The organism is Paraburkholderia sp. BR13444, from assembly GCF_040948755.1.
GTDB lineage: Bacteria > Pseudomonadota > Gammaproteobacteria > Burkholderiales > Burkholderiaceae > Paraburkholderia > Paraburkholderia youngii.
Window position 1 is genome coordinate 345,885 of the sequence record NZ_JBFPKM010000004.1, and the last position, 14,804, is coordinate 360,688.

5 protein-coding genes are annotated in these 14,804 nt (G+C 60.2%); all 5 read left to right on the plus strand.

Annotation, left to right across the window (positions count from 1 at the left end; translation table 11 throughout):
* Position 1 precedes the first annotated feature (1 nt).
* On the plus strand, positions 2–1,711 hold the full coding sequence (locus AB3X95_RS14225) for an O-antigen ligase family protein (protein ID WP_368621637.1): 1,710 nt from the start codon (positions 2–4) through the stop codon (positions 1,709–1,711).
* Positions 1,712–2,458: 747 nt separating this feature from the next.
* On the plus strand, positions 2,459–11,194 hold the full coding sequence (locus AB3X95_RS14230; RefSeq protein WP_368621638.1) for a hemagglutinin repeat-containing protein: 8,736 nt from the start codon (positions 2,459–2,461) through the stop codon (positions 11,192–11,194).
* Complete coding sequence (locus AB3X95_RS14235) at positions 11,184–11,816, plus strand: hypothetical protein (protein WP_368621639.1); 633 nt, start codon at positions 11,184–11,186, stop codon at positions 11,814–11,816. Before AB3X95_RS14230 ends, AB3X95_RS14235 begins: the two co-directional genes overlap by 11 nt.
* Positions 11,817–12,233: 417 nt before the next feature.
* Positions 12,234–13,982 (plus strand): ShlB/FhaC/HecB family hemolysin secretion/activation protein, encoded by a 1,749-nt coding sequence (locus tag AB3X95_RS14240; protein WP_368621640.1) that lies wholly within the window; start codon positions 12,234–12,236, stop codon positions 13,980–13,982.
* 58 nt (positions 13,983–14,040) lie between these two features.
* Positions 14,041–14,721, plus strand: coding sequence for a CsgG/HfaB family protein (locus AB3X95_RS14245; RefSeq protein ID WP_368621820.1), 681 nt, complete (start codon positions 14,041–14,043; stop codon positions 14,719–14,721).
* Positions 14,722–14,804: the final 83 nt, after the last annotated feature.

The following is a 14,804-nucleotide window of genomic DNA, read 5'->3' on the forward strand; positions in this document are numbered from 1 at the left end:
CATGAATGATGACTTGGCTACGGAGCCCACTACCGATATGTCCGAACTCGAAGAAAATTCCCTGCGCCACCCGCCCGGTTTTGAAGTGCTGAAAGACGTCGAGGGGCAATATACGCTATATGTAGATCCCTATCGGACGTACGTGCTGGCATTCGTGGTTCACCGCCCCTTTGGTAGATGGACGAGCTATCAGAGATGGGTAGAACTACCCAGATCTCAAAAGATCCTGATCAAGCTGTTTCCGGCCGCATTAGGGTATCTGGCTAAAAGCTTGATGCACGACGAAAAAGAAAACTCCCGGTCAGCCCAGCCGTCAGACGGTTGTCGGCATTCACCCGGGATAGCCTCGAACAGGAATCGTGAAAGAGGTGGCTTCAGGCACTCTGACGTGAATTTCATGACTTCATTCTTTCCACGCCTGACGCTAGATCGGTGGACGCTCGCGCGCTTGTGCGCCGTCTGCATACTATTCGCGATCCCGATATCCACCGCCGCAGTGAATATCCTCGCACCGCTCATGGCGCTTCTGATGCTAACCTGTCGGCGGTTCTGGACGACCGTTGGGGAACTGCGTCGCAACCGGGTTGTGCTAACTGCATTACTATTGTTTCTTCTTCTAAGTATCAGCTTTACATGGGACGTTGCAGGATTTTCCGATTCGGTGTCCATGCTGTCGAAGTACCGGAAGATCTTATATTTCCCGTTTCTTTTTCTTCTGTTTGACAGCGTTGAATGGCGCCGATTAGCAGTACTCGCGCTATGCGCTTCGCTTACGCTAGTCCTGATGCTTTCATGTAGCAACTGGCTTGGATTGACACACGTTGGCCCGCTGTACGCGCCCGACCCAATTCGTGTCAGTTGGGTATTCAAGCATCACATTACTCAAGGGCTATTTAGTGCTTTCCTTGCGTACATGACACTCACTCTGGCGACAATGCCTCGGAATTCGAATCTCTCGAAAACTTTGAGTATTCCGATTTTCGCAAGGGTGATATGCGGCACTATCGCGATGGTCGCTGTTATAAACCTGTTGGTGATGCAAGAAGGACGAACCGGGCCGGCAGTACTTCCGCCGCTGCTGATGTTGTGGAGCTGGCAAGTCTTTTTGCGCGAGCAACGATCTGCTATTAGTAAGGCTATTCTGGTGCTCGCGATCGCACTAGCGGTGGGAGCACTGGGTATTACCTATGTCGTTCATAACAAGACATCACGTATGGCGAGCGTCGGTAGCGAAATACTCGAGTACGAAAAGCACGGCGCATCGACGTCAGCTGGGTTGCGACTTGAATTCTACCGGCGTTCCATTTTACTGATTTCCAGGCGACCTGTTTTGGGATCTGGTGTGGGAAGTATTGGTCCCTTGTTTCAAGACCTGGCCGTCGGACGGCAAGGTGCACAAGGAATGGTGTCGTCGAATCCTCATAACGAATATTTCATGATCTCCGTCCAGCTAGGATTGGTCGGCTTAGCCGTCTTTGTTTCGCTACTTTGGCAACTTTGGCTTGGGGGACTGCGAAAGGCAGGGTTCGAAGGTGCCTTTGCATGTGGCTATGTCCTGATGTTTGCGGTCGCTTGCCTGGCTAATTCACTTTTGCTCGATTTTCCAGAAGGCCACATGCTGGTTTTTCTCTGCGGAATCCTGCTTGCTCCCTCCAGGAAGGGCGGGACGGCGAATTCATGCAGGTCAGTCAGTGGAACGGTCGCAGCCTGAACCTGTTGTTGTTCCCGATCCGGGTGAGAGTTTGCGGTGCTGTTACGATTCCGTAGGCGCAGGGCCGGCACGCTGTCAAAACGGACGTGGTGGTGATGAGGCAATGTAATCGCAAGTCACTGATCAAAGAGATGCTGTTGCCGCCGCTGTCGACCGATCAGGTGCGGTCGTTGTCGCTGGAGAATCACCTAGCGTTCGCAACGGTTCGGGCCGGAAAGGGGGGCTCAGCAGATTGTCAATCTGTTGCGGCTCGTCTCGGCACGAACTGTGCGAACCCGGAGCGTTCGAAGAAAGTAGGCTGCGCGTCTGAGACACGATTTGGACGGTTGAGCGCGGCGCACTCGCCCGCGTTCATCAATTGCTTCAGACGTACGAACCGCCCCGCCTGGTCAATATTGACCCGTCCCGGTTCCGGATGGTTGACACGCTGGTCCGGATGTTCGCGCACGAGTCCTCCGCCTTTGCAAGGTTCGGGAGGACGGTCTCGCATGGAGGTTAGCTCGGTCGCTTTCGATCGCTTCAATGCAAATGGCGAGTGCCGTGAACGACAGTTAAGAAAAGTCTATAACGTCGTGGATTTGATGAAGCGTTGGTTTTCCTGAAATATCGGTAGATAACTACGATCGTTAAATATCGACAAATTCAGAATAATTGAGAACTGTCTCGTAGTCTTCATTTGCCATCCTTGATAACCTTTTGATGCCGTTGCATTGCGCAGGGCTTCATCGGGAATCACAGGTATAAGCAATGAATAATCGCTGTTATCGGCTTGTGTTCAGCAAGCTTCGGGGTATGCTCACTGCCGTTGCAGAGACTGCGATCGGACGCGCAAACTCCGTTCGCGGTGAAACCGGCTTATCGGTCGCGTTGCAGTCTTTCACACTCTTTGCGATGCGTGATGCGGCCTTTGCCGTGCTGGTGCTGTGCGGATTCGCGCCCGCGCTTTCGGACGCGCAAATTGTCCCATCAGGTACCCGTGCGCCTGGCGTAATCAGCACCGCAAACGGCCTGCCGCAGGTTAATATCAATATACCGTCCGGTGCAGGTGTTTCTCTTAACACTTATTCACAGTTCGACGTCCAGAAGAACGGCGCGATTCTCAACAATTCTCCCGTTATAACGGGTACGCAATTGGCGGGGCAGATTAACGGTAATCCGAATTTCGGGCCGAACGACGCCGCGAAAATTATCGTCAATCAGGTCAATAGCAATAATCCGTCGCTGCTGCGCGGTTATGTCGAGGTCGCGGGCCAGAAAGCGGCGGCTGTCGTGATCGCCAATTCTTCGGGGCTGGTCGTGGACGGTGGCGGTTTCATCAATACCTCGCGCGGCATCCTCACGACCGGCAATCCGCTGATCGACGGCAATGGCAACCTCACCGGGTTCAACGTTACGGGCGGCACGATCACGGTTCAGGGCGCGGGTCTGAACGCCTCGAATATCGATCAGGTGGACCTCATCGCACGCGCGGTGCAGGCGAACGCGGCGATTTACGCGAATACGCTGAACGTCGTCACGGGTGCGAACAGCGTCGATTACGCGAGCCTGAATGCGACGCCCATCACCGGAAGCGGAGCCGCGCCGGGCGTGTCCATCGACGTAGCGCAGCTCGGCGGCATGTACGCGAACCGTATCACGCTGGTCGGTACGGAGAAGGGTGTCGGTGTGGCCAATGCAGGCACGATTGCCGCGCAGGCGGGCGACCTCACGCTGACGAGTTCAGGCCAGCTCGTGCAGTCCGGCACGATGAACGCGAGCGGCAGCATCGGCATCCGTGCGACGAGTGTCGCGAATAGCGGCACGATCTACGGGCAGCGGAATACCACGATCGGCGCGACAGGCGCGCTGACGAACTCCGGAACACTTGCGGCGCAGCAGGACCTCAATGCGACGGCGGGCAGCGTCGCGTCGACGGGATGGCTCGGCGCGGGCGTCAATCCTGACGGCAGTCTGGGCAGCAGTGGCAATCTGTCGGTGACCTCGGCGGGGCTGCTGTCCGCTACGGGCCAGAACGTCGCTCCGGGTAACGTGACGCTTTATGGGGCGTCGCTCGATCTGGCCAATGCGCAGACGTGGGCAGGTACGGGGCTCGCATTGACAGCCAGGGACGGTAACCTTAGCCTCGTCAACGCAATCACCGGTGCAGGCGCGTCCATTACGGCAAATGCGGCGGCCACGCTCGACAACAGCGGTGGCACCTTCAACGCGCCGCAACTCGTGATCCGTGCAGGCAACCTCACGAACCGCAGCGGCACGATCACGCAGACCGGCACCGGGCCGATTACAGTTGCCGTCTCCGGCACACTGGACAACACCCGCGGCTCATTGCAGACGAACAGCGCCGATCTGGTGCTGAGCCCTGCCACGATCCTCAACGACGACGGCACGATCACCAGTTCGGGCGCCGGCACGCTGTCCGTGCAGACAGGCTCGCTGTCGAACAATGGCGGCACGCTTGCCACCAATGGCTCGCTCGACGTGCAGGCAGGAGCGGTATCGAACCGGGGCGGCACGCTGGCGGCGCAGTCGTCGGCGGCATTCAGGGTTGGCTCGCTGGACAACAGTGCGGGTGGGCAGATCAGCGCGCGCGACGTATCGATTGCGGACACCGGGGCGTTCAGCAACGCCGGCGGCACCGTGCAGGCGAACGACACGTTAGGCATCAACGCACAGACGGTAGCGAACGACGGCGGCGGCATTTCCAACGCTGGTACGGGTACGACTACCGTCAGTGCGTCGGGTGCACTGTCGAACACAGCGGGCGGCCTGATTGGTGGCAACGGCGACGTGTCGGTGTCGGGCGGCAGCATCGACAATGGCGGCGGGTCGCTGGTCGCGGGTGGCGCGCTCGCCGCGCAGTCGGGCGGCACGCTAAACAGCGCGGCCGGCCTTATCCAGTCGAATGCCGACCTATCTGTCTCCGCACAAGGCGCGCTCACAAATGTGGGTGGGCAGATCGGCACGAACGGCAGGTCGGCTGCCCTGGAGATTGCCGGCGCATCCCTCGACAATTCTTCGGGCCGCATCGCCAATACCGGTACGGGCGCAACGACGGTCAGCGCTGGATCGATCAGGAACAGCAATGAGAGCGGCGTAGCGGGCGCAGGTGTCATCGGCGGGAACGGCGATGTCATGGTCTCAGGCGCGTCGCTGTCGAATACCCAGGGTGGCCAGATCGTCGCGGGCAACAACCTGACCGTTTACGAATCGCAGTCCGTGGACAATTCGGACGGTACGCTATCGGGCGCGAACGACCTGACGCTCAACGGCGTAGGCGCGGCGGTTTTCAATGTGAACGGCTCGATCCATGGCAACGGCGTGGTCAGTCTCGATACCGCGTCGCTGGACAACACCTCGGGCAGGATCGGCAACGACCAGGGCAGCGGTGGCAGCGTCGCCATCACGACCGGCACCCTCACGAATCAGAACGGCGCGATCGGCAGCGATCAGAACCTGACGCTCACGACGAACCGGCTGGCGGGCGACGGCACGATCATCGCGGGTCGGGATGGCGCGGTGACGGTCAATGGCGACTACGTGAACCATGCTGCCAACCAGATGCAGGCCAACCGCAATCTGAGCTTCACTGTCGCGGGCAAGCTCACAAACCAGGGCACGCTGGGCGCGGTGAACGTGCTGACGGTGAATGCGGCGAACGTCGACAACCAGGCGGGCGCAGACCTGAACTCGGCCAGCACGACCGTCAATGCAACGAACGCAATCACCAACGAAGGCCGCATCGAGGGCGATACGGTCACGACGAATAGCGCGACGCTGACCAATACGGCGACCATCATTGGCAACACGGTGACGCTGACCGGCAGCCAGTCCATCGCGAATACCGGCGCCGCCGCGATCATTGCCGCGGCGGCGCAAGTGAATCTCTATTCGCCCGGCGATATTTCCAACACGGGCGGCGCGAATATCTTCAGCCTCGGCGACGTGAACCTCGCCGCGGACGGTACGCGCGATGCAAGCGGCTTGCTGTCCCACCGCTCGAACTCGGTCACGAACGACCAGTCGACGATCCAGGCACAAGGCAACCTCGAAATCGCCACGCAGACGCTGACCAACTCGCGGCCCGCGCCGACGGTTCAGACCGTGACTACCGACGTCGAGACGGTCCACCAGACCAAGCGCGGCAAATACATGGCCTGTGCAACAGGCAATGCGGTGAGCGGTTACTGCTCGCAGTCGATGTGGGATAACGGCTACATTGCGCCGATCGACACGACGTTCTCCGCTTCGCAGATCGTTTCACAAACGGCGGGCCCCAATCCGACGGACAAGGTGCTCGTTGTGAGCGTCAATGGCACGCAACAGACGATCTGGTACAACTCGATCACGACCAACGGCGACGGCACGATCACCGTCAACTACTGGGACGACTACAACCCGAATATCAACTACCTGCCGTCGACCGAGTACGCAACCCGCAGCGACGGACACAAGGGCTACCAGCGCGTCGAGTACGCGCGCGATACGACCACCACTACGCAGCAGGATCAGGTAACGGGCGTGCAGGCACAGCAGGGTCAGCTGCTTGCGGGCGGCGACATGACGCTCGCGGACATCGGCACGCTGAACAACAGCTACAGCGCGATTGCGGCGGGTGGCTCGATCCGGATCGGCAGCACCACGCAGGATGGCTCGCTCGCTCCGTCGGGCAGCGGCAACTACGGCGGCACCCAGGTGAACAACACCGGGCAGACGCTGTACCAGTACCAGCAGCAGGACATCGTATCGACGTACGCATGGAACCAGAACATCACGCAGGACGTGGGCCAGGTGGTGGAACCGTCGGTCGTGCTCGCGCCGGTGGCGATCGGCGGAACGGGCGGCACGATCATCGCGAACAGGGCGGTGGTCATCAGTGGCACCGACATCAACAATACCAACGTCGCGGCAGCGAACTCGGCAACCGGAGCGATGGGCGGCACGCTCGGCGCCAACCAGGTGCTGACGGGCCAGAAAGCGAACGCGCCACAGACGGTCGCGGACAGTTCCGGGTCGCTACATGTCACGCTGCCGACGAGCGGCCTGTATTCGCTACGTACGGCACCGAACGCCCCCTACCTCGTCGAGACCGATTCGCGCTTTACGAGCTACACGAAGTTCATCAGTAGCGACTACATGCTTGGGGCGTTGGGCCTGAATCCTCAGAGGGTGGAAAAGCGCCTCGGCGACGGACTCTACGAGGCACAGCTGGTACAAAACCAGATTACGCAACTCACCGGTCGCGTCTACCTGCAAGGCTACAGCAGCAATCTCGACGAATACACGGCGCTGATGACGGCGGGCGTGAATGTCGCGCAGCAGTTTGGCCTGGCCGTTGGCGTCGCGCTGAGCGCGGCACAGATGGATGCGTTGACGAGCGATATCGTGTGGTTGGTCAGCCAGACAGTCACGCTGCCGGATGGCACGACGCAGTCGGTGCTGGTTCCGCAGGTCTATCTGGCGCAAACGCATGCCGACGATCTGCAGCCTGCGGGCGCGCTCATTGCCGCTGACGATGTCGAATTGCACGCGACGGGCAGCGTGAACAACAGCGGCACGATCAGGGGCGGTACGCAGACGGTCGTCACGGGCACCAATATCGTGAACCGGGCGGGCACGATCGCGAGCAGCGGCATGGACGGTACGACGGTCGTGTCGGCGACCAACGACGTGGTCAATGCATCGGGTCTGATCAGCGGCAACCGCGTCGCGGTGCTGGCGGGCCACGACATCGTCAACACGACGCTGGTCGACGCGACCGGAATCAATTCGGCCGCCGGTGACAGCAAGGTCGGCCAGACGCTGCTCGGCGCGCTGGGTTCCATCGCCTCGACCGGCGACATGGTCATTGCCGCAGGCAATGACCTGACGGTGCACGGCGCGAACATCAACGCGGGCGGCAATGCGTCGATCAGCGCCGGTCACGACATCGAAGTCGATGCCGTGCAGTCCACGACCACGCAATCGGTGGCGCTAAACGACCAGCATCACTGGGAGGCGAGCGGCACAACGAACCAGACGAGCGCGATATCGGCCGGTGGCGACCTCGCGATGCAGAGCGGCAACGATGCAACGTTCAGGGGTGCAACCGTGACGGCGGGCGGTGACATGGCGGTCGTCGCGGGTGGCAATCTGACAGCGACCACGGTCACGAACACCGCAACATTCGACAACGTCGCGACCGACGACAAGACCCGCAAGGAAGTCGACCATACGTACGACGAACACGCGGCCGGCACGACCTTCACGGCGGGCGGCAATGCGACGCTCGGCGCGGTCAGTACGGATGCTGGCAAGGGCAATGTGACGCTGACCGGGTCGAGTCTGACCGCTGGCATGACAAACGGGGTGGATAACGGTACGGGTACGGCCACGATTGCGGCATCCGGCAACGTCGCCATCAACGAAGCCCGCGAAGAACACGACAGCTATCAGGCCGTCGAGTCAAAGCGCGGCAGTTTCGTCAGCGGATCGACCACGGATACGATGCAGGCCACGCAGGCCAATATCGGTGTGGCGAGTACGGTCTCGGGCGATACCGTCACTGTGCAGGCGGGTCGCGATCTGACCATCCAGGGCAGTAACGTGGTCGGTACCAATGATGTGAAGCTGGGCGCCGTCGGCAACGTCAGCATCACGACGTCGCAGGACACGCAGCAGTCGCAGAGTAGTTATCAGAAGAAGGAATATGGCTTCCTGTCGGGCCTCAATCCGCTGAACCAGCTCGATGGCGGCCTGCAGGGCTACACGATCGGCACGCGCACCACGACCGACGTGCAGCAAGCCACCCAGGTCGCGAACGCCGGCAGCATGATCGGTTCGCTGAACGGCAGCGTAGCGATCTCGGCCGGTAATGATGTGCATGTGACGGGCAGTACACTACACGCCGCGAACGATCTGAATCTCGCGGGCAAGCGCGTGACGATCGATGCCGCGTACGACACCTCGACGCAGACCGAGCAGCAGTCGTTCAAACAGACCGCGATTTCCGCGGGCGTCAGCAACCCGGTCATTGCGGCAGTACAGACCGCGAACCAGATGCGCGAGGACGTCAAGCAAACTAACGGCGACGCGCGCCTGGATGCGCTCGCCGCCGCAACGACGGGACTCGCCGCGAAGAACGCCTACGATGCGGTCATGAGCGACCCGACGGCTGTCGGGGGCGTGGGCATCAACGTGTCGCTGGGCACGAGCCACAGCAACAGCAACTCGACGGCGTCGTCGACTACGGCCGTGGGCAGCACCGTGTCGGCGGGCCATAACCTGACGATCGCGGCAGGCGGCGCGGGAGCGGCCAGCAACATCAATGTCATTGGCAGCAACATCAAGGCAGGCAATGACGCCACGCTCAATGCCGAAGGCGACCTCAATCTTCAGGCAGCGCGGAACACCGATAGCCAGCAGAGCACGAACAGCGGATCGAGCGCAAGTATCGGCGTGACGTTTGGCGTCGGAAAGTCGAATGGTATCTCGTTCCAGGCGGGCGTGTCGGGCACGAAGGGCAATGGCAACGGCAGTGATGCGACGTGGACCAGTACGCATGTCGGGGCAGGCAACACGCTGACGCTGCAATCAGGCGGCGATACGAACCTGAAGGGTGCGGTCGCGGACGGTCAGCAGGTCATCGCCAATGTCGGCGGCAATCTGAATATCGAAAGTCTGCAGGACACGAGCACCTACAACTCGAAGCAGCAGAGCGGCGGCGTGTCGGTGAGCGTGTGCGTGCCGCCGCTCTGCTACGGCGCATCCAGCGTGGCGGGCAGCATCAGCCAGCAGAAGCTGAACAGCAACTATGCGAGCGTGACGGAGCAGTCGGGGATCAGTGCGGGCGACGGCGGCTTCAATATCGATGTCAAGGGCAATACCGACCTCAAGGGGGCCGTGATTTCCAGCAGTGATGCGGCGGTGCAGAGCGGCGTCAACAGCCTGACGACCGCGACGCTTACGCATAGCGACATCGAGAATACGGCCGAATACAGCGGGCAATCGGTCGGTATCAGCGGCGGCTATGGCGGTGACATTGGCAAGAGCCAGAGCGGTACGGCGAGCAATACCAATCCGGTGCCGGGTACGACGCTGCGGAAGAGCGGCGGGCTTTCGATGGCGCCGCCGATCGTCATGGGCGCGTCGGGCGATGCCAGCGGGACGACAAAGAGCGCGATCAGCGGCGGGACGATCACGATTACCGATGGCGCCGCACAGCAGCAACTGACCGGACAGACTGCCGATGAAGCAGTGGCAAGCATCAGCCGCGACACGTCAGATACGCTGGGGTCGATCGAACCGATCTTCGACAAAGACAAGATCGAGGCCGGGTTCGATATCACGAGCCAGTTCATCAATCAGGTCGGGACGTTCGTCAGCAACCGGGCGAAGGAAGAGGATGCGGCGGAGGCTGCGGCGAATGATCCGAACCTGACGCCGGAACAGCGCGCGGCGGCGCAGCGGCAGGCTGATCAACTGAATGCCGAGTGGGGGCCTGGGGGCTCGTATCGGCAGGTGCTGACTGCGTTGAGCGTGGCGGCGGGCGGGAACGTGACCGGCAGCATGGGGCAGTTCGCGCAGAGTGCGACGGTGGCCTACTTGCAGGAATTGGGCGCGAGCGGGGTCAAGCAGATTGCCGACAGTCTCGACAGTGAGACTGCGCGCGCGGCGTTGCATGCGATCGTCGGTTGCGCGGGTGCGGCGGCGAGCAGCCAGAGTTGTGGCGCGGGGGCGATGGGGGCGGCTACCAGTTCGGTGCTGGGCAGCCTGCTCGCACCAACCGATGGGATGTCGGCAGAGGACCGTCAGGCACGGGAGAATCTGGTGACGAGCCTGGTGGCGGGGATTGCCACGGCGTCAGGGGCCAATGCGGCGACCGCAACGGGTGCCGGACAGATCGAAGGGGAAAACAACCAGTTCTCCGTGGCGGTCCCGTCGACTTCGTTATTGCCCGGCTGGCTGGAGGCACTTGGCAAGCTGCCGGGCTTCAAGGGGGAAACGGCCAGCAAGGGCGATGGTGCGATCGCTGATCCGGCCACTGAGCTCGATCCGACCATCAAGGCAGGCACGCCGATGACGACGCCTTTGGGATCGGGTGTGATCGACGACATCTTTAAAGCGCCTCCGGTTGTGGATGTGGCTAAGGGATTGGTTGACTATGTCATCACATCAATAAGCGGCAATCAAGGTACGGATTCAACCGGCGCTGCGCCGCCAAACTTGAGTCCGGACGGTGCCGGACGTAGCGGTGCCTTCAATGAGGCCAAGCGAGCTTCTGGCGTGCCTGTTAGTCAACAGCCGTCTGCTGTTCTCCCAAATACAGACAAACGAGGGAATCCACAACCGGGCTATATTTACGTATATGAAATTCCGCTTGAGGGCGGAGGCACTAAAATAGTTAAGATCCGAGACGACGCTTCTGGCCACTTCTTCGGCGAAGGAGATGCGCAAAACCGAGGCCCTCACTTTAATGATCCTGCGGGAAATCACTATGACTATTGAGATCAAAGCTCTGTCAACCCAAGACGTATTTCAGAAAAATGATGTTTTTCGACTTGAGCGTAATGCATTTTCTGAGAATATTTGCTTTGGTGCCATATGCTGGGAGATTTCGCGCGTTTCTTCAAAGGACCCGTTGGCGGAGGTGCTGAGTTTTGTCACGGAGCACACTCTAGGTCGACTAGCCGAGTACGAATTTTGGTTGCTCATAGGCAACTCTGCATGGCAACCCGACACGAGGGTTGTGCGCTACAGAAAACTGTTCAATGCTCTCGGTGTTCGCGGAGTGGATTTGTCGGCATTGGACGACCGATCCGAATTTGTGATTGAGAAAGACGGTAAGCTCAAATTTTTTGGCTCTGGTAGATTCGATGCAACTCAGACGAGCACAATAGCTTCAGCGATAAAAGAAGAGGATTGCTCATATTTGATCGCACTGCCGAAGCACGCCGAATTGGTATTTGATATCTTGACAGGATGGTCTGGGGACCTGAATAAAGATCGATCGTTAATTGAATCTGTGATTGGAAAAAGAGGGATTGTTTTTCGACGCAGTGGCTATTTCGACGATCCCGAAATCGGCCTGTTAGCTTTGGGGAGCCCAACTGTCTTGCGAAGATTGTGAACTACAGCGAAGGCCAGTGAGTGTCGAAGACGAAACAATGAATGACATCGCTGTAGCACTTCAGTCGGGGCTGTTTGGACCGAACTTGGCGCGCTGGCTAGCAAGATTCCGATACCGTGTTTTTTGTCGCAACGATCTTCGCGATTTACCTGGTGGTGTTCGCTTCACTCTGTACGACGGCGGACTGCGGTACGCGCTGACCGTGTTCCTATCGAAGACATTTTCGTTGGTCGGCGCTTTGGTGCCCGTCGGAATCGCATCGATGGTCCTACGCGAGTATTCATGGCATCCCACGGGTCACACGACGAGTAGATCCAGGGCGACGACCGCCCGAGCCCTAGAACCAGTTCGATATGCCTATGCGGCCGAGCGGTCCACCGCAGTTGAGTGCCGATTGGCATCAGGATTTGAAGAACAATGAGAATCAAGAAAAGGCTGGCGGCGTTGCCGCTTACAGCCGTAATATCACTCGCCCACGCGCAGCAGACCATCACCGCCGCCGACGAAGCCGCAGCAGGCCGCGTCAACGCCGAGCAGAACCGCCAGGTGCAGCAGCAACGGGATGTCAAGCAACGCGAGGCAACCGTTGCTGCGCCCTCGGTGCGCTCGACGGTACCTGCGAGGGAAGGCTGGCCTCCATTGCCAACCGAAACGCCCTGTTTCCGCATTGATACATTGGCGCTCGACGCGCCGGCAACTCTGCCGGAAGCCGTTCGCTCGCAGGGCGCATCCGCGCTGCCGCAGGACCGCTTCGCGTTCGCTCGCGAGTGGCTCGATCACTACCAGCGCCAATGCGTCGGCCAGAAAGGGCTCGACGTGCTCACAAAGGGCCTGCAGGCAGAGATTCTGAGCCGCGGATACATCACCACGCGCGTGATGCTGCCAACGCAGGATCTTTCAACGGGCACGCTAAAATTCGCCCTCGTCCCCGGCGTCGTCCATCGTCTTAAGTTCGCCGACGAGTCCACACACGGCACCTGGAAGACAGCCTTCCCCGCGCGCGACGGCGACGTGCTCCAGCTTCGTGATCTCGAACAGGGACTTGAGCAGATGAAGCGCGTGCCCAATCAGGACACGACCATGCAGATCGTCCCCGGCGACGCACCCGGAGAAAGCGACGTGGCAATTGCCGTAGAGCGTTCCAAGCCATGGTCGCTTGCCGTGTCGGCCGACAACTCGGGCACGAACGAAACGGGCCGATATATCGGCAATGTGACGCTTGGACTGTATAACCTGCTCGGCCTGAACGACATTCTCTCGGCCGGTTACAACCAGGACTTGCAGTTCGGCAATCACGACCTCGGTACACACGGCTGGAACGCTTCGTATTCGGTGCCGTGGGGCTACTGGACCGGCACGCTGTCTGGCTACACGAACACCTACTACCAGCAGATCGCGGCGGTCAACGGCACGTTCGTGGCAAGCGGCAATGCGCAGACGGCCGGTCTGAAGCTCGAACGCATCTTTCACCGCAGCCAGAACGATGTGTCGGGTGTCGAATTCCAGCTGATCAAGCGCTTCGGGGCAAGCTTTATCGAGGGCACCGAAATTCCGCAGCAGCAGCGCAACAACACCTTCATCGAGGCGGGTCTCACTAACCGGCATTACTTCGGCGCGGCGCAGTTCGATGGAACACTGGCCTACCGCCAAGGTACCGGCGGGTTCGGCGCACAGTCCGACACGCCGGGCGGCCCAACCTACCGCTTCCACATGGCGACGCTCGACGCCAATCTCTCAGTGCCGTTCCGGGCGGCAGGCCAGTCGCTGCGCTACGTGGGAACCGTACACGGGCAATTCACCAATGACGAGTTGAACTACATCGACGACCTGACGATCGGCAGCCGCTACACGGTGCGAGGCTTCAGCGGCCAGACGATGCTCGCGGCGGAAAAGGGCTTCTACTGGCGCAACGAGCTTCAGTATCCGCTTGGGGCTTCGGGACAGGTGTTGTATGCCGGTCTCGACTATGGCCACCTATGGGGACCGTGGGCGGCGAACCTCGCGGGCACGCAGCTCGCGGGCGCGGCGTTTGGCGTGAAAGGCTCCGTGCCGTCCCGTCTCGGCGCATACAGCTATGACGTGTTCGCGGGCACGCCGATCTACAAGCCGGCCGGATTCGATGCCGCACGCGTCGTATTGGGCTTCCAGGCAACCGCGCAATTCTGAAAATTTCCCCGCCGACGCTATCGGGGTTTCTGTCGTTTCAACAAAGAGGAAAAACAAAATGAAGTCATCAAAATCATATGCGCTTGGAACCGTGGCTGTTGCCGTCGTGGTGGCGTTTGGCGGATGTGCAACCGAGTCCTCACGCTCACTGCCGGTGCCGCCCGTCGCCAGCGCCCAGAAACCGGCCGTGGGCCAACCCATCGGCGTTTCAGTCGGCAAGTTCGACAACCGCTCGAGCTATATGCGCGGGATCTTCTCGGACGGCGTTGACCGTCTCGGTGGTCAGGCCAAAACGATCCTGATGACGTCTCTCCAGCAGAGCGGCCGCTTCAATGTGCTCGATCGCGACAACCTCGACGAAATCCGCCAGGAAGCGGGCTTCCTCAAAAAGGCGCAGTCGATCAAGGGTGCCCGCTTCGTCGTCACCGGCGATGTCACGGAATTCGGTCGCAAGGAGGTCGGCGACCGGCAGCTGTTCGGCATCCTCGGTCGCGGCAAGAGTCAGGTGGCCTATGCAAAGGTCAGCCTCAACGTCGTCGATACGACGACATCCGAAGTCGTGGCGTCGAGCCAGGGCGCGGGTGAGTTCAGCCTTTCGAACCGTGAAGTCATCGGTTTCGGCGGCACCGCCGGCTACGACTCCACACTGAACGGCAAGGTGCTCGATCTGGCGATCCAGGAGGCCGTCAATCACCTCGTCGAGCAGGTCGATGCAGGCACGCTCAAGGCCGCACAGTAAATGCGTGCTGGTCTATTGCGTTCGATCCACGTCCAACGGCACCAGCACTCAACATGATGACGCGATTCACGATGAAACATAAC

Excerpts from the sequence above, each read along its gene's own strand:
- AB3X95_RS14245 (WP_368621820.1), top strand. The coding sequence starts at position 14,041 with ATGAAGTCATCAAAATCATATGCGCTTGGAACCGTGGCTGTTGCCGTC.
- AB3X95_RS14225 (WP_368621637.1), top strand. The coding sequence starts at position 2 with ATGAATGATGACTTGGCTACGGAGCCCACTACCGATATGTCCGAACTC.
- AB3X95_RS14240 (WP_368621640.1), top strand. The coding sequence starts at position 12,234 with ATGAGAATCAAGAAAAGGCTGGCGGCGTTGCCGCTTACAGCCGTAATA.
- AB3X95_RS14235 (WP_368621639.1), top strand. The coding sequence starts at position 11,184 with ATGACTATTGAGATCAAAGCTCTGTCAACCCAAGACGTATTTCAGAAA.
- AB3X95_RS14230 (WP_368621638.1), top strand. The coding sequence starts at position 2,459 with ATGAATAATCGCTGTTATCGGCTTGTGTTCAGCAAGCTTCGGGGTATG.